This is a genomic window from Mesobacillus stamsii, from assembly GCF_030814065.1.
Taxonomy (GTDB): domain Bacteria; phylum Bacillota; class Bacilli; order Bacillales; family Cytobacillaceae; genus Mesobacillus; species Mesobacillus stamsii.
In genome coordinates this window covers 1-24,154 of record NZ_JAUSUN010000028.1, presented here as the reverse complement: position 1 = coordinate 24,154, position 24,154 = coordinate 1, and the positions used below count along the sequence as shown (strand labels likewise).

Here is a 24,154-nt window from a genome sequence, read left to right as displayed (position 1 = left end):
ACCCCATTCTATCTATTAAGATACCTTCTATGCCCCTCATATGAGCCGTATAACGCCTATATTCACTTTCAGCAAACAAACTCAGAAGCAATTTCAATCCATTTAGAGCCCTTCTGGACACCTCTCATGAGGTGATAGCACCTTGTCCGTTCTTCCCTTGCCTTTCTTAGCAGCAGCAGCAAGTGATAAGTGTGATAATTTATTAAAATGGGAAATGGCTTTTCATAATCTTCTTCCATGACTTCTCTGTTTAAGGACGGACGCTCAACCTTTAAAGGAGCTTTACAGAAATTGCATTCGCTTGCGAATTTATTGTTCTCTGTTTGGCAGTAAGAACAAATCATCCTTGAAACCCCTTGCTATTTAGAAAATTAATAACCAATGCCCATAAATCTTCTGATACTTCCAGTTCATATTCGTCAATTACTGTTGTATATAGTAATCTAAAAGTGGGCCACCGGAGTCATTGAAAATTCCCCCAGTGTTATAAATAACCCTGCAGAGATAATTCCATTATGTGGGGAGCCTGGAGAGTTGATTACATTGAATAAAAAACAAGAGGTATTACTAAAATATTTAAGGGAAGGGAGATCACAAAGGGAGATTGCTAGTGAAATAGGAGTTGATAGAAAGACAGTTAGTAAATATATCAAAGAATATGAAAATAAAAAAATAGAAATTGAACAGTGCAATGATGATGTACATACAGGAGAACTAATTCAGAATCTTGTAGAGGCCCCTAAATATAAGGTTGGGGTTCGTACAAAGCGAGTAATGACTCAGGAAATAGAACAAAAAGTTATGGCCCATCTTCAAGAAAATGATGCAAAACGGCAAAAGGGCCTTAGAAAGCAAGTAAAAAAGCCAATAGATGTGTTTGAGGCGTTAGAATCAGAAGGAGTAGAAGCTAGTTACAGTACCGTGCTTCGAACGATTCGCCAGTTAGAAAGAAAGGTGAAAGAAGCCTTTATTAAAGGATCCTATATTCCTGGGGATATTTGTGAATTCGATTGGGGTGAAGTGAAAGTCAATATTAATGGTAAGTGGCGGAAGCTGCAAATGGCAGTATTTACTTCTGCCTTTGGAAATTACCGGATGGCCTTTTTATTTATGAAACAGAAGATGGAATGCTTTCAAGAAGCTCACGCCTTATTTTTTAAAGAAACCGGTGGAGTTTACCAAACGATGGTCTATGACAATATGAGGGTAGCCGTCAAACGTTTTGTCGGAACCGAAAAAGAGCCTACCGATGGCCTATTAAAACTCTCTCTTTATTATGGTTTTCACTTTCGCTTTTGTAATGTTCGTCGTGGAAATGAAAAAGGCCATGTCGAGCGTAGTGTGGAAGTGATTCGAAGAAAAGCATTTGCCTTTCGTGACACTTTTGAAACGATAGAGGCAGCGAATCAGTACTTATATGAAATTTGTGAAATACGTAATAGAAAACCACAAGTATCCTCCTTTTCCCGCAAAACCTGTCCGAAGTAGGCTCAAGTTCGGACAGGTATCCGAATAAGACGTGCGAAACGTTCCTGTGTCGCTTCAGCCGATCACTTTTACGAACTGTAATATAATTACTGCCCCTGCGATTGGAGGCTCACTACAGTTTAAGGCTAGCACTCCTTTTGAAACTGTGTATAAAGTAGCAGGTTGTAGCACGCCATTTATAAACAGGTTATAAAAGGAAACTTCTTTAGGATCCAAAATTCCTGTTTTCCCATAGTCAAGTTCCTCATCGCTATCTGTATAGATAAACTTCTTTCCGTCTGAAACTGCATTGTACTGAAGAAGATCTGTTTTTAGTACTTTTTCCTGTTTGCATTGACTTGCCAATAATAGTTCAATCAACCATTTTGGAGGGAAAATTTGCGAACAATGATCACAATGATGACAGCAATGATTAATACCAGGATTAACCTTGGTTATTTCTTTTTTGGCAATCATTTTTTACATCCTTTTTCATCATTTTATCTTTTCATGGGTAAAAAGGTGATCACTTTCATGAAAATTATGGAAAAATGGACTCCGACTAGGGGTAAATTTCTCATTCAATAAAAGAACAAATACATAAACTATATTGTGTTAAATACATTTTTTGGAAGGAGGAGAAAATTTGGCATTACAACTTATGAAATTGCTTGTTACTGCTTCTACAACAACCAATGTGGTCCCAAGTCCAGCGAAATTTTTTTATGTGACAACAGCAGAAACAGCAGCTGGTAGTACATTGTCGATCGATGCAGCCTCATTTTTCCAAGATGATGGTTCTGCGGTTACTGCGCTACCCGCTTTAACATCAAACAACAGCTACTTCAACGTTTATATCAATGGTATTTTGCAGCAGCAAGGAAATTCTACGTATACACCTGGAGCAACAGCTGTCGGTTCTCTTGCGTTTGCAGTTCCAGCAGGAGGAAGTACAATTTTGCAAAACACTTCAGTCGTGTTACAAGTAGTCAACTACGCCCCCGCTTCAACCACTACTGTCGCATCATAGGAACGCAACTAGGGGACGGTTAATTTAAAAATTTAAACCATTTAAGTCTGGAATGAACTTTCTCCTACTTCTTAAAAAAGGGATAGTCAAAAGCTTACAACAACAGTAAGCTATGGCTATTGTCCAATTTACAAATCCAAGGCTCCCAATCTTGACTGGGAGCCTTTGGTGTTTTTACATGAAAATTGTTAAGAAAGGATAAAGGTTTCGCTAAACATTAAAATAGCTGCATCTGCTCAGCATTATGCTGATCTTTGCCTTCCGTTATATATCCCATCGCTCTGTATCCACTCTTCCTTTTCTTAAACATATTTTCTAGCATCGCCACATTTTGGTCAACATAGTCATATACTCGTACTTCCTGTTTGTTATCATGCAGTCGATGGAGGCGTCCGACATATTGTTGTAGTGTCCCTTTCCAGGAGATTGGCATGGCTAGGAAGAGGGTGTCGAGGCGTGCGTCGTCGAATCCCTCCCCAATATATTTACCAGTCGCAATTACTAGCCGTTCTTCAGAGTCTGTTAAGCTTGCCAGTCTCTCGAGTGTGGACCTTTGTTCTTTTTTAGACAGATTGCCGGAAAGCGTAATGATATTCTTGGCAAAACCTTTGAACATGTTCTGGAGTTGTTCGAGATGTTCAATTCGTTCTGTTAAAATGATCGGAGAGCGTTTTTCTTCCAGAGTATGCAATACATCATCGAACAGCTGCTGATTGCGTTCCTCATCTTTCGCCAGTAATTTATATAGATCCTGGATGGAATCAGAATCTGAAGTGAAATCTGTATTCCTGACAATGAGCTTGTGCACAAACGGTCGGACTTTTGCCTGGCTCCGGGCATCTACTTTGTATCGGATTGGGCCACATTGCATAAAAATAATTGGATGTAATCCGTCTTTCCTAATTGGTGTTGCGGTTAGGCCGCAAACGTATTTTGCTCGGACATGCTTCAGAACCCTTTCAAAGGTGAATGCTGAAATATGATGGCACTCATCTACTATAATTTGCCCATACTGGGTGATAAAGCTTTTGATCTCGCCCTTATAGGCAAGACTTTGAAGCGTGACAACATCCACATTTCCAGTAATCTTCTCTTTACCTCCACCTACTTCGCCAATCTCTGTTTTATCCAAATTTAAAAAGAAACCCAACTGGCTGACCCATTGCTGCTTGAGTTGAGTTTTGTCGACAATAATCAGCGTATTCACTTTCCGTTCAGCGATTAAGGCGGCAGCGGCAACCGTCTTTCCGAAACCAGTTGTGGCAGACAATACCCCGTGATCGTATTGCATCAACTGGGAAACAGCGTCCAGCTGCTGGGAGGTTAACTTACCGGTGAACTCTATATCCAATCGCTCTCCTTCATACGTTTCATTCTTAAAAACAGCTTCAATTCCGTGGTTTTCGAGTAATGCAACGAGACCTTCCTTGCAGCCGCGGGGAAGGATGAGATGCTCCAGATCCTCCCCGGAGCAATTGATGACTCTGGGAATACTGGCGGTCGATAATCTTTTCGACTGCGCCTTGTAGTACTCAGGATTCTTTATTGTAAAAAGCTCCATTAATTTTGCAGCAAGGGAGGAAGGGAGCAGTTTTTTCTTTATATAAAGCCCATTTTTAACCACTATCATTAATTTTTTTGGAAAAATGTGATCTGCCTTGAACGGTTCACCTGATGGAGCATCCAACTTTTTCAAAAAGTTTACGACATCTTTTTTGGACAGCTTTTGCACCGTCGACAAGTAAATCCACTGATCAGGATATGGAATGAAACGGTCATCGACAAACAGGCTATTTCCGTTCAGACCCGCATGACGCTGCAGCGGAAGGGCGATCAAATTGCCAAAGCCGCCTTTAGGCAGAGTATTCTGGTTAGGAAACATGCGATCAAAAGAATCCATTCCCGCTTCATGCCGAATTTCCAATGTTTTGGAGAGCAATGCAAAGCCTAGTTTCCGCGCAAGAGCAGCATTCATTTTTTCAGAAAAGAAAAACCAAACATGCCCGCCATTGCCTGATCGGGAACGTTCCAAACTGTATGGAATACCGTACGCTTTGCAAATCTGAATAAACGCCAATACATCCTTTTGCCAATTCTCTTTATCAAAATCAACCGCCAGAAACGAGCATGATTCATCCTTCTGCATCGTATACAGGCCAACAATATGCTGGCCAAAAAGATGGCCTTCAATCACCTGATCAGTTAGAGGCAACAGCGTGCGATGCTGGCACTCTGAACACTTAATCTTCGGTTTCTGGCAAATTGGCCGATCCCATTCATGGGCACATGCCGGAAGATATCCAGCCCGTCCATCCTTAGCTTCCCAGCGAGTCGCGTACACATCGGCCCGCCCTTTGAACAAGCTGTTAAAAAGCTGGATTTTTACAGGCAACGGCGAATGTTTCGTCACAACCTCAGGAGATTCTAATGAATTTTTTTCTGCTTTTTTCTGATGGAGAAGACCGGCAATCTGCTGCTTAAGGTAGGCATTCTCCTTCCTCAAGCGGCTGCACTCCACAATCCAGTCCTCCAGCGTTTTGTTTTGATACATAAGCGCCCCTCTGAATTAAATAATAATTTGCTTCTATTGTACGGGATAAAAGGTTTAGAGGACAAATGGAAGATGGAAACAAGGGAAAAAATGCAAATCCTTTAAATATTTTTCGTTTCTCAAATGGGACGGGAGAACCCCCCAGTGCCGCCTTTAAAGCCACCTGATTGAAACCAGCAGGATGGTGGCTCCCATGCAGAGCAGGCTCAAGGGGAATCCTGCTTTAAGGTAATCGGAAAATTTATAGCCGCCAGGTCCAAGAACAATCATATTCGTCTGATAGCCGATGGGGGTCAGGAAACTGCAGGAAGAGGCTATGGCGGTGACAATCGCGAACATTAGGGGATCCAGCATCAATTTCTCTGAAATGCTGAATCCGACAGGAAACATCACAGCTGCAGTTGCAAGATTATTAAGAATTTCGGTCAGGAGCATGGTTGCCAGGAAAAAGAAGATTAGAATTCCAAGTAACCCGCTGATTCCGCCAATGGATAAAAGAAGTTCTGACAGGATTTTTGCCAGCCCGGTTGATTCCACGGCCTTCCCGATTCCTATTGAGGATCCCATCATGATGATCAGCCGCCAATTGACAGCACGAAAGGCATCAGCCAGACTGATCGATTTAGTGGAAATTAATAGGACGGTTGTGAACAAGGAGATTTTGTAAATGGACATCACCTGAAAGACCGCCATGCCCATCATTAGCAGCAAAATACAGATCATGACCATATGCCAGCCTGTTTTTTTCGGCTCTGGCTGAACAGAAGAATGCAGGCGGAAAATATCTGATTCTCCCCAGTTTTTTAAAAAATGTTGGTCGGCCATCAGCACAAGGGTATCGTTTTCTTTAAGAGGCAGATTGCCAAAACCGCTGGTGATTTCGCACCCTCTTCTTTTGATTGCTAGAATGATAGCATGGTATTTTGAACGGAAATGAATATCCTTGATTCTCTTATTAGCCAGGGCAGATCCTTCAGGGATACTTGCTTCGATAAGGGCAGACCGTGAGTTTGACAATTCTGGAATTTCTCCTTCCAGGCACTTCTCCAGGCCAAGATAGAGTCCGGCATTCAAGACTCCTTTTGGATTCCCTGAAAACAAAAGGATATCATTTGCGTGGATGATTTCATCTTTTTCGGCGGTGATCCATTTGCCATCACGGTGAATTTCGATTAAGAATAGATGGTCCAAGTTTTGCAGCATCGCTTCTGTTATAGACTTGCCAACCAGGGTGGAATTTTGCCTGACTTTGTAATGATGGATATATAAATACTGTTCTTCTTGGAATTTATCAATATTCGGCTTCCTGTCTGGCAGCAGCCGATGTCCTAATAAGGAAAAATAGAGTATTCCGATCACCGTTAGCGGCACCCCGATAAAGGCAAAGTCGAATAGTTGGAACCCGTTGATTCCATTTTCCAGTAGCAATCCTTGCACAAGCAGATTGGATGAAGTACCAATCAGGGTGGTTGTTCCGCCGAGTATGCTCGCGTAGGACAGAGGGATGAGGAGTTTAGACGGGCTGACCTTATTGGCAAGTGCCCACCTTTGGACCGAAGGCAGCATAATGGTTAAAAGTGGAGTGTTGTTGATAAATCCCGACAACATTCCAGTCGGTAGCATGATTTTTAGGATGATGGAGGAAATGGACTTGCTTCCTGTTAATATTTTTTCGATGATGCCATGAAGCAGACCACTTCTTGATACGGCAGCACCTACGATCAATAGGTTTGCAACGGTGTGTACTCCCGGGTTAGAAAAACCAGATAAAGCCTTTTCTGGTGTTAGAATCCCAAAGAGAGTGATGGCGGCAAGAGCGAGAAAAACTCCTATTTCTGGAGGCAGCTGCTCCCTCAACAAGGCAATGAACATGGCTAGAAGAATGATACATAGACCTATTGCCTGGATTGTCATTACTTGATTCCTCCTTAAAATCATACTAATGACAGGGTATGTGGAGGTTAGGATGCCTGTACATGATTTTCGCCTGAAAAACTAAAGCATCATTCACAAATGAATGAAAATTATATAGGGATGTAATGACATAAAAACGAGTGAGCAGCTCGTTTTTATGTTAATGAGTCTGGTCAGCCGTCAGCCCTTTTACCAAGACTTCAGCGACTTCGGGCCTGGTGAAATGTGGTGGCGGGAATTTTCCTTGGCGGAGCATTTCCCTGACTTTCGTTCCGGAAAGGTGCAGATGGTCCTCTGCGGAGTGGGGGCATGTCTTGCTGGTGGCCATGTTCCCGCACGCTTTGCAATAAAAGCTATGTTCAAAAGCGAGGATGGTGATGCCTAGTTCTTCTGGGCGGAAATGGCCGAAGATTTTCTGGGCGTCATAAGTGCCATAGTAATCGCCTACCCCTGCATGGTCCCGGCCGACTATAAAATGGGTGCAGCCATAGTTTTTTCTGACAAGCGCATGGAAGATGGCTTCCCTCGGACCAGCATATCTCATCGCAGCCGGAAAGACGCCTAACACAACCATGTCCTTTGGATAGTAATTTTCAAGGAGCACTTCATAGCTTTCCATCCTGATCGCTGCCGGTATGTCGTCTCTTTTCGTTTCGCCGACCAATGGATGGAGGAACAACCCATCAACTGTTTCCAGTGCTGTCTTCTGAATATACTCATGTGCGCGGTGGACGGGGTTCCGCGTCTGGAAGCCGACGACTGTTTTCCAACCGTTTTCTGTGAACCTTTTCCTTGTTTCTTGCGGTGTCAGGTGATAACGCGAAAATTCTGGATTCTTCTTCGGGAATTTTGTCAGCTTCACAGGGCCTGCAAGATAAAGGCCGGGCCGGTCAAAAAGCTTGCTCACTCCCGGATGCTGCAAGTCTGTTGTTTGGAAGATGGCTTCCGCTTCCTTTTTCTTGTCTGGATGGTACATTTCCCTTAACTCCATGACACCATAGCTTTCCCCGCCGTATTTCAAGTTAAGTTTCTGTCCAGGTGACAGGACTTTTGCCCTGTCCACATCAACGGCAAGTGTGATGGGAATGCTCCAAACCATCCCATTTGCCAGCCGCATATTTTGAAGAACAGAAAGATAGTCTTCTCTGCCCATAAAGCCATCAATCGGACTGTATGCTCCAGTGGCAATCAGCTCCAGGTCCGAAAGAGCCATCGCATCCAATTCGATTTCCACCTCGATCTCTGTAAGATCGCTGCCTAAATCAACCTGATTGACAAGGACGCCGCCGTGTGGGGTGATAGGCACCAAATCAATCCCTCCCTATCTATCCTAGATTATTTTTTCCATGATAAAAGTGACTAAAGTATCGACTGCCTTTTCCATCGAGGACTCGCTTGTGTCGAGGACGAGTTCCGCTGCTTCCGGTTCCTCGTATTCCTGGTCAATGCCAGTAAACTGCTTGATTTCCCCTCTTCGGGCCATTTTATATAGACCCTTTGGATCACGTTTTTCACATTCTTCGAGAGGACATTTGATATACACTTCGATGAAATTCTCCTCACCTAAAATGGTCCTGGCATTCAGCCTGTCTTCCCTGAAGGGGGAAATGAGCGCTGAAAGAACGACGATTCCTGCGTCGACAAACAATTTGCCTGTTTCTGCCGTCCTCCGGATATTTTCTTTCCGGTCTTCGGGAGAAAAGGATAGATTGCTGTTGAGCCCATGGCGCAAATTATCACCATCCAATAGATAGGCGCTGATTCCTTTGTTAAATAATTCAAGCAAAACAGCGTTGGCAATTGTTGATTTTCCGGAACCTGACAGTCCAGTTAACCAAACCATGAGGCTCTTATGACCATGGAGCCGCTGTCGGTCTTCTTTTGTAACGGCGTGCCTGTGCCAAAAGATAGTGGCTGCTGATTCTTTCTTTTCCAAGTAAAATTCCTCCTTTCCAGAAGGGGATGCCCCTGTAAGTACCACCGGGAACTGAATTGGCCACTAAGTTGGATTGATAGTAAAATATGCAATTCCTGCCGGCTTGTATAGAAAATCCGCCTGCTATGAACGTATTTTTTCACATTAGGCATTCTGGCAGACAAGATAATCTCTCTGCCTATAGCAAACACTGCGGCTTGGCATACTGTAGTAACTAGAGAGGATAAATAACTGCAGGAAAGTAAAAGAAAGGTAGTGATCATTTGAGCGTTGATCTGAAAAAGGTTTGGGATCATGTTGTGAAATATAGAGTGCCGCACGTACAGGAAGAGTTCCCGCTGATCCTTTTTTGGAGCCAAAAAAGCGGTTGTACCACATTGGCAAAATGGTTTTATGACCAGATTGGATTATTGGATGAAGCACTTGCTTATAACGAATGGATTCATTTTTACGATCAGGAGGTTTATAAGAACAAAGCCAATTATCGCGACAAGCTTTTCGAAATAGCGGTTTCTGGAGAAAAGGATGCTTTCAAGCTCGTCCGCAATCCTTATACAAGGGCAGTGAGCCAGTTTATGATCCTGTTGACTAGCAAGAGCCTTTACTGGAATCAGGAATGGGAGAAAATCAGGTCGGTTCTCTATGGAGACAAAGATAGGGAGAAGGGGATCACTTTTAAGCAATTTTTGGGCTATATCCGGGATCACCAGGAAATGGCAGATAATCACTTCCATCCCCAGTATACCGAAGGAGAAGAAAATTTCGTCCAACACTATATCCATCTGGAGAATTTTACTACGGAAATAAAACAGCTAGAAAGCACCTACCAGCTGAAGAACTCCAATATCAAGAAGCTGGCCAATTCATCTCATCATATGAAAAAATCGATGGTCCTAAAGGGAGATTGGGCTGACAGGGAATTGACGAATGAGAGCTTTATTGGAATCGGCCGGTTTCCAACCTATGAAAGCTTTTATGACAAAGAAGCAATCCGCCTTGTCAATGACATCTTCCAAAAGGATTTCGAGATTTATGGATATGAGAGGAGGTCGGGGAGTTGAGCATGAAATATGATCATCACCTGCCTGGAATCTTGGTCAGGAGAGAAGGATGAAGGAAATCATGGAGAAAGTATCAATTATTATTCCTTTTTACAATTGCCCGTATATCGACTTATCGATTCAGAGCGCTTTAAATCAATCGTATCCAAACAAAGAAGTCGTGGTCGTCAACGATGGATCGAATCGATACAAGGAAAAGATCCTGCCATACATGGACAAAATCATTTATCTGGAAAAAGAAAATGGAGGAACAGGGAGCGCTTTGAATGCGGGGATTAAAAAAGCGGAAGGAACGTATATCACCTGGCTCAGTTCCGACGACCTTTATTCCGCGGATAAAGTGGCAAAGCAAGTAGCATTCATGAAAAAAAGGAATGCCTATATCAGTTATACGAATTTCTCCTTGATGAATGAAGAAGGCAAAGTGTACGTTTCTTCCGCAGGGGTTGTCATTTCCCGTAAAGTCGATTTTCTCAGGAACCTGAAAACCTCCAATCATATCAATGGATGCACAGTCATGATGAGGAAAGAAGTAATAGGCTCCGTCGGTCTCTTCAATGAAAAGCTGCTCTATACCCAGGACTATGATTTTTGGCTGAGAGCCGTGCAATCTTATGAATTTTACTTCCTCAATGAGCCGCTCGTCCAATACCGGGTTCATGAAGGAATGGGCTCACGTAAATATCCCGATTTCCAGACGAAAGAAATTGAAAAAATCCAACATCAATACAGGGAGGTACTCAACATGATGATGGAGAAAGAAAAAAGGATGAAGTTCACCTTCCCGATCCTGTCGCTGAACAAAGGCGGTGCTCAGCGCATGCTGGTTGACATCGCCAACAGCCTTGTAGACAGGGGACATGATGTGACCATCCTTATGCCAAAATATAGCATCAAAGAATACGATGTCCGTGCGAAAATCCTGTACGCGAACGATACGACCCTACAGTGGAGCGACTATCCGCCGAGCGATATCATTGTATCGAATTTTTATACAACTGTAGACTCGGCTCAGCAAGCCTTTGAAAAAGGGAGGGGCCTGCACTTCCGCTTAAGCCTCTGTTATGAACCGGTGTTCCTTCCTAATCAGGATGTTACTTTTCCCTCCTACTTTGAAGCTCCGTATCTATTGCTTCTATCAAAACACCAGCAGGAGCTCGTTCACTTGCTGCATGGCCTGAAGGGTCAGACCATTCCAATCTATGTCAGCCCGAATTTTGTCGATCAAGAGCTGCGGGCAGAGAATAAAAACCTGCAAATTTCAGCTATTGTCAGGAAGCCGGAGGGCGGGGATGCCTGGCACAGGGATCAAAATTATCTGTTTGAACAGCTCTATAACGTGAAGCATCACTACCCTGATTTGCAATACAATTTTATTTGTCCTCCAAGGGAATTCGAACATTCCCCATTTTTACAAGAATTAAAGAAATCGAACCGTTTTGTCGTCCATACTCCACAGAACGATGTTGAACTTTGTTCTTTATACAGCCAGACAGATATTTTTGTTGCATCTTCCATTTATGAAGCGGCGCAGCTGCCAGGGTTGGAAGCGATGAAATGCGGTGCAGCCCTTGCCACAGTATATTCAGGAGGGAATACAGAGTATGGCCGCCACGAGGAGACGTGTTTGATGTCTTACAGGCATGAAAATAGGCTTGCCGCTGACATCATTCGCCTGATTGAACATCCTGCCTTAAGAAAAGAAATTGCCTTGAACGGGAAACAAGAGGCTGAAAAGTGGACCTTGACTAGGAGTGTCGATACCTTTGAGAACATTTGCCGCACAGCTCTGGAACAAAGATAAGATGGAAAAGGTGATAATCACGGGTGGATGCGGATTCATAGGCTCGCATTTGGCCCAGAAACTTGCTGAATGGAATTATGACGTTCTTGTCATTGATAACCTGGCAACAGGAGATCTTGGGAATCTGCGCCAGGAAGGGATCAGGTTGGAAATATGCGACATCTTGGAGGATCGGTTTACCCCGACAGTTTTGGAATTCAGTCCAGATTATATGATTCACCTTGCTGCCCAGGCCAATGTCCATAAATCGATTCAAAATTTCTTGTACGACGAGCAGGTGAATGTGCGTGGGACGTTAAAAGTGATGGATGCTGCCATTCAATCCAAGGTGAAGAAAATGATTTTTGCCTCCTCTTCCGCTGTCTACGGAAAACCAGAATACTTCCCGATCGATTTGCAGCATAAAATAAGGCCGCTTTCACCATACGGAACTTCAAAATATGCTTCAGAGCTATATTTAAGCCTCGCAAAAAAGTTATATCAACTAGACTATACAATTTTAAGATATGGGAACGTTTATGGGCCAAGGCAGAACTCAAAACTGGAAGGCGGAGTGGTCGCTGTATTTTCAACAGCATTGGCCCAAAATAGTCGGCCGGTTATTTATGGAGACGGAGAGCAGACGAGAGACTTTGTTTTTGTTGAGGATGTTGTTTCTGCGAACGTCCAGGCGCTCCATCATGGCAGCGGAAAAACATTGAACGTATCATCAGGGACACAAGTCTCTATCAATGAGCTCTATCGCCTCATGAAATCCATTAGCGGCTCTGACATCGATCCGATTTATGTTCCCGGACGAGAAGGCGATATTCGGCAAAGTTATTTATGTATAAGAGAAACAGAAGAAGCCCTGCAATGGAAGCCAGTTACGGACTTGAAAGCTGGTTTAAGAAAAACCTTCGAATATTATCAAAGCACCGTACAGGATGGTAAAAAGGAGGACGAAGAATGAAGGTACTATTTGTCTTCTATGTTCCAAGCGGGGGGGTCGAGACGCTTAACAGGCAAAGAGCCGCGGCCCTGAAAAAAAAGAATATTCAATGCGATTTCCTTTATTTTGAAAACAAGCGGGATACCATCAATCACCATGATGGGAATGTGTTCATTGCCAAGAAAGACGATGAAATCCAAAAAATCCTGCTCGCCGGCAACTATCAGGCTGTAATTGTGATTTCTGATTTTTATTCTCTCTCGAAATATAGGGCATGGGGGTATAAGGGAGCGCTTGTTCTAGAAATCCAGGGGCTCGGGTCGAAAGAAGGAGCAAGAGATTTTTTCGTGATGGCATCCCATTCAATCCAAAAGTATGCGGACGGACTGCTGACTCCCTGCACCCCGCATATCGATTGCCTGATTGAAGAGTTTTTCCCAAACAAGAAGAAGTTCAGCTTTAATAACTGCTTTGATTCAGAAAAATTCTCCTACCGGCAGATCAAAAAGGCGAAGGGTCCGATTATAGGCTGGGTAGGGAGATTAGAAGGAAATAAGAATTGGACAGAATTCATAGAGATTGGAAATAAGCTGGTGAAAGCGAATAAAGACCTTCTGTTATTCATGTTCGAAGACCCATCACTGTCCACCCCGCAAGAGCGTGTGCGTTTCCAACAGAAGGTAATAGATTATCGGCTGAGCGATCAATTGGTTACCCTGCAAAACATCCCCAATCATCAAATGGCGGATTATTATTCCATCATAGGGGATTCCGGCGGCTTCTTGTGCTCCACCTCCAAAGTAGAAGGGGCTCCCTACTCGATTCTCGAAGCGATGAGCTGTAGATGCCCGATCCTTACAACCGATTCAGATGGAGTCAGAAGCTCGGTGATTCATAATTATACAGGGAAATATTATGCGATTGGAAATATCGAGGATGCAATCAAGGAAGGCACCGAATTGATGAACAATCTACCATTACGAGAGCAAATCCGCGAAAACGGCGTAAAACATCTAAAGGAAAACTTCAGCCTGGAAAAATACGCAGAGAACTTCGAGAAAATGCTGAAGGATTTGGGAGTAGGGTGAGACAAGTGGATCCTAGGTCAAGGGAATTGTTAGCATTCAACGTAGTTTAAAAAATGAGAAACGATTAGGTTGAGACTCCCACGACTAAAGTCGCAAGCTGACTAACGTCAGTGGGATTCTTAGCTACCTGTTTCAGACTCCATTCATTTCTGCTTCGTCTAAGTGCTAAGATTGGGGTGTCCCATCACCCCTCCCTATCCAGTGCATATAGCAGATAGGGTATACACTCTGTTACCAAGTGTATCAGCTTGTGTGTGTTCGATATGTTTTAGCGTCTTTGTCTTGACGACACATATTGTTTTACCGATAGCATGATTAGGCTATCGAACCACATACAATAATATCCAGTTTTCAATGAACACTAGGCGTTTTAACGTCTTATACTTGACAATGTTTTAGAGACTTTTGCTTGTCTATGTGCTGATTATAGCATATTTTCAGACAATTAAGGTAGCAAAAGCTACCCCTTGTCTGACCGAACTTTCATCCCACCTCTAAAGAGGGTGCTATCGCACCTGCGTGGGCTTTCTCGTTCGGAAAATATGTAATTCATTTTTCGTGGATTTATGCCGAAAAAATCGCCTGGAAGTCACTCCAGACGATTTTTTTAGTACGATCATTTTAAATAATGTTCCAAAAAATCCAAGACGGCTCGGTAGCCGTTTATCCGGTTTTCCTTTTTCATAAATCCGTGTCCCTCATCAGGGAAGACGATATATTCCACCGGTACATTGTTCCTTTCTAATGCAGTCACGATTTCGTCAGACTCGACCTTGAGGACACGCGGGTCATTTGCGCCCTGCAAAACAATCATCGGCTTGTTGATTTTGTCAGCATGGAACAGTGGTGAGATGCTCCGGATGTATTCTGTCTGCGTATACGGGTCTCCGATTTTTTTGTAAAGTGCGTTTCGGAAGCTTTCCCACCAGGCCGGAATGCTTTTCAGCGTACGTTCCCAGTTGGAGACTCCGAAGATATCCACCCCGACATTGAACTCATCCGGTCTGAAAGCTAACGCGGCAAGAACCATATAGCCACCGTAGCTTCCGCCAATGATTCCGATCCGTTCGCCATCAATATCAGCCTGCTCCTGGAGAAACTTCTTGGCCTGGATGCAATCTTCAAGATCAATTTCCCCGTGCTTCAGGTCGGCCGCGCTAAAGAAGGTTTTTCCATATCCCGAACTGCCGCGGTTATTTACTGCTAAAACAGCATAACCGTTATTGGACAGGTATTGTAACAGCGGGTTGTAATCTGTTCTTGACTGCCCGCCAGGACCTCCGTGGACATATACAAGGGCAGCTGCCTTTTCGCCTGTTTTCACATTTGGCTGGTAATAAATTGCCGAAATCTCCAATCTATCAAAAGAATGGAAACGAATCACTTCCGCGTCTGCCAAGTCCGCTTGGTTGATCTCCGGGTTAAGAGTATCAGTAAGCTGTTTTAATTGAGCTGTTCCAAGCTCGTAGCTATATAAGTTCGTAGGCGAAGTCGTGCTGTTAAACAAGAAAGTTATCAGACTCTCATCTGCCGAAAATTTCAAGTCCAAAATCTGCCCTTCTGGAAGTTGAGGCAGCTCCAGATAATCTCCAGTTCCTGTGTGAAGGACCTTGACGACAGTACTGGCATCCTGATTAACCCCATAAACCATATAGGTATGCTGTTTGGAGAAGCGCGTGAACATGATATCCCAATCTTCCTTCACAGCATCCTCTGTTAGCCCTGTAAAAAGATGATACTTTTTCAGATAGAAGAATTCCTCATTTTCATCAGTTAGGAAATAAAGGGTCTCGGAATTCCTGCAGAATGCTTGTGGGATGTTCTGGATATCCCCTTCATGCGGAGTGGCATGCATAAGCTGCTCTGTTTGCCGGTCAAAAACATAAACATTGGAATCATTGGCACTGTTCACTTTTCCTAAGGAAATAAACTGTTTATTCAGAGAGACAGACCCAAATTCATATCCTTCCTCATTCGTAAAAATACAAGTAGATTCAAAAGTGGCAATATCCATTTCGTAGACGTCCATGAAACTAGGCTTCCGCTTATTGGACCCGTAGAAAAAGCTTTTTCCGTCCTGACTCCAGCCATAAAATTTCGCACGCTCTTGCTCTCCTGGAGTGAGATCAAGCTCTTCCCCATTCTCATTTTTTACATAAATATGTAAGATTTCGTTCCCACCCTTATCACTTAAAAATAAAAACCGGTCATCATCGGGAAAATAGCCTGCAATATGAACTGCATTATCCTCAGAGTGCGTAAGCTGTGTCCTCACTCCATCGTCAACTGACAGACAATATGCGTTGTAAATCCCGGTTTTGTCTCCTGAAAACAAAACTTTCCTGCCATCAGATGAAATCGAATTATCCGTTATCGACTCTGATTCATAAAACTGCTGTATTGTGTACCGCTTTACTTCAGTGACCTTACTCTCTTTAACCATAATTTTTCCCATCTCCTATCCATTACATTAAGAATTCGCTCAATAACTGTAAAAACCTTTTTAAAGATTGCGAAGGGGAGAGCTAATGCATGAACAACTGTTATTGTGTCTCCACCCGTATTAATTGCATAGGATATGTTGATAAACTAGGGAGGGATTGACAAAAATGTACTATGATCCAAATGGTTACTACTATGGAAGACAGTCTGGTCAGTGGGCTAATCCTTATGGAGTGCTGCAGGTGAACGGCTTTCATGCATACCGCTATCCTAACGGTAATGGAAGGATTCCTTTAGCGGATTATGGACCAAATCCATATGTGGTCAATATCAATGAAGCGACGAAACAAAACAACACGTACCGCACGGCTTTATGGACAGGACCGCATTTACAAGTCACGTTGATGAGCATCCCTGTTGGCGGTGATATCGGTTTGGAAATGCATCCTAATGTAGATCAGTTTTTACGGATCGAGCAAGGCCAGGGGATCGTTCAGATGGGCAAGAGCAAAAAGAACCTAACCTTTCAAAGCCCGGTCAGTGACGATTTTGCAATCATGGTTCCAGCTAGAACATGGCATAATGTGACCAATACCGGTAATACTCCTTTAAAGCTATACTCCATCTACGCTCCCCCTAACCATCCATTCGGAACTGTTCATAGGACGAAAGCCGATGCGATGGCGGCGACAAGGGTATTGTAAGAATCTAACTATGTAATCTGAAAAGGCTACTCTTCACTTTTTTTTCCGGATAAGACGTAAGGAGAAGGAATCCGAGCTTTGATGTAAATTTATCGCATGGAAAGCTTTTCGCCTTCCTTCTTACTTTTTTGTATGAGGGAAAGTTCGTTAAAATGAGTCATCTGAACATAGCGTCTGGTTGATAAAATCTGGAGTTTACCTTTAAATTGGAGCAAGGGGACATCATCCCTTCATTGTGTGTTGGTAAAATACTAACTAATGTAATATGCTTATATTTCATTGCTTATTGGTTTTGCCAATTTAAAATGGTTAAGACTATTCAATGAGCGGTAGAACAACGTAAAGAATAATGGAGTTGATTCAATGAGTAAAACCAAGGGTAAAAACGGAACAGGCAGTGGAACAGGAAAAAAAGGTTGGAACCGCTGGCAAGCCAGTGCAAACAAAGCAAAAAGTGCTAAACCTTACAAAAGTAAAGGTGTAAAAAACACAGATGGTTCCAAGACGAGTAATGATGACTGATAGAGATTTCAGAAAACACATAGAGTTGATTCTCTAAGTGTTTTTTTCTTTGGAGGGAAAGTTCGTTAATACAAACTATCATCTAAAAACATGCCAGGGTCTCAAGCAGGACCTGCACTTCTCTTTGATTATTTCAGTTGCAACTGAATTGGATATCATCATTTAAAGAAGAGCAAACAGGTTTAAGAAGGAATTGTCGTTTAAGTTGTTGAAGTATCTAACAAGAAAGCATACATGCAGGAGGAATGATCGTGATTCAGATGAAACCAGAATATGAAGCTTTTCCATTAAAGGCATATGACAAGATCAGATATGCAGATACGGATCGACAGGGACATGTGAATAACGCACTGTTTTCAACCTTCCTGGAAACGGGAAGAACCGAGCTTCTCTATGCAAATGAGCCGCTGCATGCTGAAAACGCCGCGTTCGTCATAGCGAGCCTAAAGCTGGATCTGCTTTCAGAAATACGGTGGCCTGGAACAGTGGAAATCGGCAGTGCCATTACAAGAGTTGGCAGCAGTTCCTTTTCTTTATTTCAAGGAATCTATCAAAAAGGAAAGCTTGCTGCGATGGCTGAGACCGTTATTGTTCAAATGGACGAGCATACTAGAAAGTCGGCGCCGCTCTCCTCTAAAACAAAAGATCGATTAAAGGAATATTTAGTAGAACTGGAAAAAGGATAGAAAACGGAACTATCCTTTGTGATAACTGATACTGAGGTGGGATTATTTTGGAATTATATGATGGAATCCACAGGCACCGATCAGGAATTTTCACAAACAATGCTGAAATACTTGGAGAGACAAAATTTCATGAAAAACGATTGAGGGATAACGGGAGATGGGGACGGTCTTTTTCATTTCCGATTCATCTTTCAAAATGAGCGGGTCTCCTGTATTCCAATCGTGGTGGGCCATAGAAGTGAAATATGATGTTAAATGCTCCTTTAAATCATTTCTTAAAGACTAAATCCTTCAAGAAATATCATCCTATCAAAATATCCATATTGACATCTAGCAGAATTTCTGTGATACTAAGAACAATTAAATACTGGTACCTTTAATTCAGTCCCGTGAGGCTGACAAGGACAGCGGATGTAATGATGGCCATTGGGTGAGGTATACCCATGCTCTTTGGTTTATCATGGCGGAAAGGCTACTTGTCGGAAAACGGCAAGTAGCCTTTTTTCGTTTCCAAATGTCTAAATCGAAGATCTCTTCGGTACCAGATTCAAAACAATAGACATTGGAGGAATTGAAATGAAAAAAGTAGATTTAGATTTTCCGTTACAGGCCGTGCCACAAGGTAACCGAAGTGGATTCTGGAAAATGCTTGTTGTGATGCTAGGGCTTACTTTCTTCTCAGCTAGTATGTGGTCTGGGGGAACGTTAGGAACTGGGTTAACATTTATTCAATTCATCGGAATTGTCCTGGCAGGAAACCTGATTCTTGGGGCTTATACAGGAGCCCTTGCTTATATCGCAGCTAAAACGGGGTTATCAACCCATTTGCTTGCCCGCTATGCTTTTGGGGAAAAAGGCTCCTATCTTTCCTCGTTTTTACTGGCAGCTACACAGGTAGGCTGGTTTGGAGTTGGGGTAGCGATGTTCGCTCTTCCTGTCCAAAAAGTGACTGGAATGGATACGACTTTGCTCATCGCTGTTGCTGGTATTTTAATGACAGCTACCGCATTCTTCGGAATGAAGGCCCTGGCAATTCTTAGTTTCATAGCGGTACCCCTAATCACTGTATTAGGAAGCTTCTCAGTTTTTAAAGCAACCGAAACAGCTGGCGGGTTGGAAGGATTATTGCAATATCAGCCAACTGAAGCGATTGGACTGGCAGCGGCGTTAACAATTACTGTCGGATCATTCATCAGTGCAGGTACATTGACACCAGACTTTGCTCGCTTTGCCCATACGAAAAAGTCAGCTGTCATCACAACAGTCGTGGCCTTCTTTATCGGAAATTCTCTTATGTTCGTGTTTGGAGCAATTGGTGCGATTGCCACAGGGCAGTCTGATATCTCAGAGGTAATGTTCCTGCAAAAATTGATTATCCCGGCAATCATCGTGCTAGGCTTAAATATCTGGACAACAAATGATAATGCATTATACGCTTCAGGTCTTGGGTTTTCCAATATTACTAAAATCGCAAAAAGCAAGGTCGTCATCTTCAATGGCATCGTCGGTACGATTGCAGCAATGTGGCTTTACAATAACTTTGTTGGCTGGCTGACGATTTTAGGAACTGCTCTGCCATCAATCGGAGCGATTATTTTAGCGGATTATTTCATCGTCAATCGAGGAAAATACAAGCGATTTGAAGAAATGGAATTTAAAGCAGTTAACTGGATTGCCTTACTAGCATGGGGCGTTGGCATTGCAGGAGCGAATTTTGTTCCAGGCATCCCGCCAATCAATGCGCTATTGGGATCAGTCTTAACATTCGTCATCGTTTCAAAGATTGCGGTGTTAGTGCAGGCAAGAAAGGCTTCTATGACAGACATGAAGAAGGTGGCTTAAAAAAGTGATTATTAAAAATGCAAAACTCAGAGGAAAAGACGGGCTATGGAATATAGCTATAAAAGCAGGGAAGTTCGATCAAATTACACAGAATGCAATAGAAGAAACAGGGCAGGAAGGGCTAGATGCTGAAGGTTCACTTGTGCTGCCCCCGTTCATCGAGCCGCATATCCATCTTGACACAACTTTGACGGCAGGTGAGCCTGAATGGAACCAGAGCGGGACATTGTTTGAAGGCATCCAGAGATGGTCCCAGCGTAAAGAAACATTAACAGAGAATGATGTGAAAACAAGAGCTAAAACAGCATTGAAATGGCAAGTTGCCCAGGGAATCCAGCATGTCCGCACACATGTAGATGTGACGGATCCTAAGTTAACAGCTTTAAAAGCGCTGCTTGAGGTAAAAGAAGAAATGGCCTCCTATGTGGACTTACAGCTTGTAGCCTTTCCTCAGGAAGGAATCAACTCTTTTCCGAGCGGGGCAGAGCTGCTTGAGGAAGCCTTGAAAATGGGGGCTGATGTCGTTGGCGGCATTCCTCATTTTGAATTCACAAGGGAATATGGCGTGTCTTCATTAAAAACAGCGTTTGACCTGGCTGAAAAATATGATCGCCTTGTAGATATCCATTGTGATGAAATTGATGATGAACAATCTCGATTCGTTGAAGTAGTGGCGACCGAAGCTTATGAACGCGGATTGAACAACCGTGTCACAGCCAGCCACACAACAGCAATGGGCTCTTATAATGATGCCTACACGTACAAACTTTTCAGATTATTGAAGATGTCCAACATCAATTTTGTTGCAAACCCGTTAGTGAACATCCATCTTCAAGGCAGGTTTGATACGTATCCGAAGCGCAGGGGAATCACACGGGTAAAAGAATTGCTTGAAGCAGGACTGAATGTAAGCTTTGGCCATGATGACATTTTTGATCCGTGGTATCCACTAGGAACAGGCAATATGCTTCAGGTTCTGCATATGGGCATCCATGTTTCCCAATTGATGGGCTATGAGCAAATCATGAACTCAATCGATTTAATCACAACAAACAGCGCAAAAACCTTGAACATCGAGGAGAGCTATGGAATCGAAACAGGCAAGCCTGCCAATTTCATAGTACTAGCAGCTGAAAACGAATACGAAGCAATCCGTAAGCAGGCCGCAGTACGGTACTCGATTCGTGAAGGGAAAATAATTGCAGAAACGAAACCAAGTGAAGCATCCATTCGAATTGGCGATTCAGAGGAAAAAATTCTTTTTAATAAATAGCAGTTTTCGTAAAGATGGTTGTTAAAATCGAAAGCCGATTTTAACGGGCTAACACGCTATTTTGTAAGTCGGTATCAAGTGTGCAAGCTCTTTTCTCATAATAAGCGTTCATTTTGTGAAGAAACATAGGTCATTCCATTCTATTTTTGTAGTCAATAGCAACAAAGTTAAGGAGCATGACAAAGCATTTAAAGGGTTAGTGAACAGTTGAGACTCCCACGACTAAAGTCGCAAGCTGACTAACGTCAGTGGGATTCTTAGCTACCTGTTTCAGACTCCATTCATTTCTGCTTCGTCTAAGTGCTAAGATTGGGGTGTCCCATCACCCCTCCCTATCCAGTGCATATAGCAGATAGGGTATACACCCTGTTACCAAGTGTATCAGCTTGTGTGTGTTCGATATGTTTTAGCGTCTTTGTCTTGACGACACATATTGTTTTACCGATAGCATGATTTAGGCTATCGAACCACATACAATAATATCTAGTTTTCAATGAACACTAGGCGTTTTAACGTCTTATACTTGACAATGTTTTAGAGACTTTTGCTTGTCTATATGCTGATTATAGCATATTTTCAGACAATTAAGGTAGCAAAAGCTGCCCCTTGTCTGACCGAACTTTCATCCCACCTCTAAAGAGGGTGCTATCGCACCTGCGTGGGCTTTCTCGTTCGGAAAATCTGTAATGGATAAAGTCATCTATCTTACAACAAACCAAGTAATAGCTATTAATACGGTGCGAATTCGTCTATATTCCCCAGATGAACCATTAGGTGTAAAAGATCCAAACCTGCTTGATTCAGCGATTAACCGCCCAAAACAATCTGTATTTGGTAGTGATGCTTATCCAACAATTTTCGAAAAAGCAGCCGCACTTTTTGAGTCAATAGCCAAGAACCATGCCTTCCACAATGCGGTCTTATGTCCCCTAAACAATTAATCCTCTATTACAGCAGTTCCTTGTTCACGTAATTTTGTTAAAAATGTGATCATATGATTTATTTCTTCATCGGAATGTCTTTCCCATGAACGTAATTCAGCTATGATTTTCAAAGGGGATTTAGACCGATACGAACGAGTTGGATTCCCAGGGAACTTTTTATCAGTCAAATTCGGATCATTTTCAAAATCACCTATGGATTCTACGATGTAAATTCTTTCTTTTGATTGAGATGTTGCTAATTCTGCACCCCATTTTGCGGCATCTAATGTTGCAGTGAAATAGATTTAATTCGATTTTTTGTCTTGGTAATTTGATAAGTGCTGCGGTTCTAAGAAATCTCCAATTTTCATATCTGCTTTAGTACCGTGAAAGAAAGGACCATGATCTAAGACTGCTTTTTTGTCATTCATCCTGATACACCTCTAATTGTTTTGGATTTGTATATAACAGTATAAGACAGGGATTTTAGAAAATGTAGTCTATAAATAATAGATAATTAATCGTATAATGGAAGTAGAGAGAATGTTGTCGGAGGTTTGGATCCGGTATTTTCGATTTTGCTGAACGGTAAGATTCAACTGCGAAATAGGTCGCTGTAACGAAGGTAATCCACTCTTGTTTTAGCCGACGAGGGGGATTGCCTTTTTTGTTGCGTACGTCCCTTCGCTTCTCGACACGATTTCTATTGTTGTTACTTTTTTTAATTTTAAAGAAAAAGTTGTTGACGCTATAAATAAATTTATGATATTATTAAAAATTTGATAAAAAATAATCTATATGTTAAGGTTAAGAAGGTTACCAAATATGGAGGTGGATTATTTGTTCCAAATTGACGATAACATTGTTTATCCAATGCACGGAGTAGGTATAATAAAAGCCATAGAAGAAAAGGAAATTTCAGGGGAAAAGCAACAATATTATGTCATAAAAATGTTGATCGGTAATATGCAGGTCATGATTCCCGCGGGTAAAATATTGAGTTCGAATATACGCCCTGTTACTGACATAATTGCATTAAAACACATCATGAACATTTTTCAACATGGAGAATCAGATCGATTACTGCCATGGAAACAAAGGTATAAAGTGAATACGGAAAAAATAAAAACAGGTAAAATGCAAGAATGTACTGAAGTGGTACGTGATTTAATGCGTATGAAGAAAGAAAAATCACTTAATACAAGCGAAAAAAAAATGTTAAAAAACGCACATCAATCTTTGATTAGTGAACTGGGATTAATTAAAGGAATTACTGAAAATCAAATAAAAAGTTTCTGTTAAGGTTTCTGTAATACATCTCTTTTTTATGTTTATTATTAAAATAAATCTTTTCAAAGACATTTAACTTCTCCAACTCACCTTTAGAGCATAGCATGAACCTCTTTTGTTTTTTCTACAATCTAATCCATTTTTATCACTTTATTTTCCTTTACATAACTCGATAAATAGTCACTTGATTTTTGCAATCCTGATTCACACTGGCACGGACTAGGAGCTGTAAGGATGAAAGAGAGGTAGGGCTTTCATTGTTTTAGGTATACAATCTATGATTTAAGTCATTATTTCTAGAAAAAAATACAATCAATCTCACCTCTATCTTTAAGAATTTTCTGCATCTATTGAGACAGTGAAATATAATTGTTTAGCTTCCTTACGTAAAAGAGAAAACGAATTGGTATCACCATATGGTTCACTACAAAAATGGTTTCCAGACGAGGGAACCACTTTTTAATTACATAATAATGGTAAAGATTACTGGTCGATGTGGGACAGGGGACGGTGATGTGCATCCATTTAATCAAACGTTTAATTAAATTCTTCCGGAGGCGTTAATCTAGGAAGGATTTATATGATTATAATGGAATTTAACGGATTTCCGAAAGAAGTCTCCCATCCTCAAGGAATGGGAAGGGCTAAAGCCCAATGAGTAGGTGGGAGATGAATTTTGGTTGGCTTTAG

The 24,154-nt window shown here is 42.2% G+C and carries 18 protein-coding genes and 3 pseudogenes; 13 read left to right on the top strand and 8 right to left on the bottom strand.

The features are described 5' to 3' along the window. Positions 1-68: 68 nt before the first annotated feature. Positions 69-344 carry a hypothetical protein gene (locus tag J2S25_RS16740; protein ID WP_307192457.1) on the bottom strand — a complete coding sequence of 92 codons (276 nt, stop codon included), beginning with the start codon at positions 342-344 and terminating at the stop codon, positions 69-71. Positions 345-534: 190 nt separating this feature from the next. Here J2S25_RS16740 and istA point away from each other — a divergent pair. Further along, a pseudogene (gene istA, locus J2S25_RS16735) lies at positions 535-1,458 on the top strand (IS21 family transposase); the annotation flags it as partial. A gap of 84 nt (positions 1,459-1,542) precedes the next feature. Here istA and J2S25_RS16730 read toward each other — a convergent pair. Further along, positions 1,543-1,944: a DUF4183 domain-containing protein gene (locus J2S25_RS16730; protein WP_307192455.1), complete on the bottom strand. Its 402-nt coding sequence runs from the start codon at positions 1,942-1,944 to the stop codon at positions 1,543-1,545. A gap of 169 nt (positions 1,945-2,113) precedes the next feature. On the opposite strand from J2S25_RS16730, the gene J2S25_RS16725 reads away from it, so the two are divergent. After that, positions 2,114-2,497: a DUF4183 domain-containing protein gene (locus J2S25_RS16725; RefSeq protein WP_044394600.1), complete on the top strand. Its 384-nt coding sequence runs from the start codon at positions 2,114-2,116 to the stop codon at positions 2,495-2,497. Between the two features lie 217 nt (positions 2,498-2,714). On the opposite strand, the gene J2S25_RS16720 is transcribed toward J2S25_RS16725, so the two are convergent. The 4 genes from J2S25_RS16720 to cysC form a co-directional block, all read right to left on the bottom strand. Then, entirely contained in the window at positions 2,715-5,048 is a 2,334-nt protein-coding gene (locus J2S25_RS16720) for a TOTE conflict system archaeo-eukaryotic primase domain-containing protein (RefSeq protein WP_307192454.1), read from the bottom strand. Between the two features lie 153 nt (positions 5,049-5,201). Further along, a complete protein-coding gene (locus J2S25_RS16715; RefSeq protein WP_307192453.1) occupies positions 5,202-6,962 on the bottom strand; it encodes an SLC13 family permease in 1,761 nt (586 codons plus the stop codon). A gap of 160 nt (positions 6,963-7,122) precedes the next feature. Further along, positions 7,123-8,268: a sulfate adenylyltransferase gene (gene sat / locus J2S25_RS16710; RefSeq protein ID WP_307192468.1), complete on the bottom strand. Its 1,146-nt coding sequence runs from the start codon at positions 8,266-8,268 to the stop codon at positions 7,123-7,125. Between the two features lie 24 nt (positions 8,269-8,292). Further along, a complete protein-coding gene (cysC, locus tag J2S25_RS16705; RefSeq protein WP_307192452.1) occupies positions 8,293-8,898 on the bottom strand; it encodes an adenylyl-sulfate kinase in 606 nt (201 codons plus the stop codon). A 263-nt stretch (positions 8,899-9,161) separates the two neighbouring features. On the opposite strand from cysC, the gene J2S25_RS16700 reads away from it, so the two are divergent. Genes J2S25_RS16700 through J2S25_RS16685 form a run of 4 tightly spaced genes read left to right on the top strand, consistent with a single transcriptional unit; the run spans position 9,162 to position 13,782 of the window. After that, positions 9,162-9,959: a sulfotransferase family 2 domain-containing protein gene (locus J2S25_RS16700; protein ID WP_307192451.1), complete on the top strand. Its 798-nt coding sequence runs from the start codon at positions 9,162-9,164 to the stop codon at positions 9,957-9,959. A 49-nt stretch (positions 9,960-10,008) separates the two neighbouring features. Continuing rightward, positions 10,009-11,763, top strand: coding sequence for a glycosyltransferase (locus J2S25_RS16695; protein ID WP_307192450.1), 1,755 nt, complete (start codon positions 10,009-10,011; stop codon positions 11,761-11,763). Beyond that, positions 11,726-12,715, top strand: coding sequence for an NAD-dependent epimerase/dehydratase family protein (locus J2S25_RS16690; protein ID WP_307192449.1), 990 nt, complete (start codon positions 11,726-11,728; stop codon positions 12,713-12,715). The genes J2S25_RS16695 and J2S25_RS16690 overlap by 38 nt, the downstream gene beginning before the upstream one ends. Then, positions 12,712-13,782 carry a glycosyltransferase family 4 protein gene (locus J2S25_RS16685; RefSeq protein WP_307192448.1) on the top strand — a complete coding sequence of 357 codons (1,071 nt, stop codon included), beginning with the start codon at positions 12,712-12,714 and terminating at the stop codon, positions 13,780-13,782. The genes J2S25_RS16690 and J2S25_RS16685 overlap by 4 nt, the downstream gene beginning before the upstream one ends. A gap of 616 nt (positions 13,783-14,398) precedes the next feature. Here J2S25_RS16685 and J2S25_RS16680 read toward each other — a convergent pair. Then, entirely contained in the window at positions 14,399-16,225 is a 1,827-nt protein-coding gene (locus J2S25_RS16680; protein ID WP_307192447.1) for a S9 family peptidase, read from the bottom strand. A 166-nt stretch (positions 16,226-16,391) separates the two neighbouring features. Here J2S25_RS16680 and J2S25_RS16675 point away from each other — a divergent pair, with 166 nt between their 5' ends. The 6 genes and pseudogenes from J2S25_RS16675 to J2S25_RS16650 all read left to right on the top strand — a co-directional run. After that, entirely contained in the window at positions 16,392-16,928 is a 537-nt protein-coding gene (locus J2S25_RS16675; RefSeq protein ID WP_307192446.1) for a cupin domain-containing protein, read from the top strand. Positions 16,929-17,291: 363 nt separating this feature from the next. After that, complete coding sequence (locus J2S25_RS16670) at positions 17,292-17,450, top strand: DUF3934 domain-containing protein (RefSeq protein ID WP_084221813.1); 159 nt, start codon at positions 17,292-17,294, stop codon at positions 17,448-17,450. Positions 17,451-17,710: 260 nt separating this feature from the next. Then, positions 17,711-18,136 (top strand): acyl-CoA thioesterase, encoded by a 426-nt coding sequence (locus J2S25_RS16665; RefSeq protein WP_044393961.1) that lies wholly within the window; start codon positions 17,711-17,713, stop codon positions 18,134-18,136. A gap of 576 nt (positions 18,137-18,712) precedes the next feature. After that, a complete protein-coding gene (gene codB / locus J2S25_RS16660) occupies positions 18,713-19,978 on the top strand; it encodes a cytosine permease (protein ID WP_307192445.1) in 1,266 nt (421 codons plus the stop codon). Between the two features lie 4 nt (positions 19,979-19,982). Next, on the top strand, positions 19,983-21,251 hold the full coding sequence (locus tag J2S25_RS16655; RefSeq protein ID WP_307192444.1) for a cytosine deaminase: 1,269 nt from the start codon (positions 19,983-19,985) through the stop codon (positions 21,249-21,251). A 686-nt stretch (positions 21,252-21,937) separates the two neighbouring features. Next, positions 21,938-22,168: pseudogene (locus tag J2S25_RS16650) on the top strand (type II toxin-antitoxin system death-on-curing family toxin); the annotation flags it as partial. Positions 22,169-22,188: 20 nt separating this feature from the next. Here J2S25_RS16650 and arr read toward each other — a convergent pair. Next, positions 22,189-22,605 (bottom strand): annotated as a pseudogene (gene arr, locus J2S25_RS16645) (NAD(+)--rifampin ADP-ribosyltransferase). A gap of 394 nt (positions 22,606-22,999) precedes the next feature. Between arr and J2S25_RS16640 the strand changes: the two are divergent. After that, positions 23,000-23,476 (top strand): CarD family transcriptional regulator, encoded by a 477-nt coding sequence (locus J2S25_RS16640; RefSeq protein ID WP_044395855.1) that lies wholly within the window; start codon positions 23,000-23,002, stop codon positions 23,474-23,476. Positions 23,477-24,154: the final 678 nt, after the last annotated feature.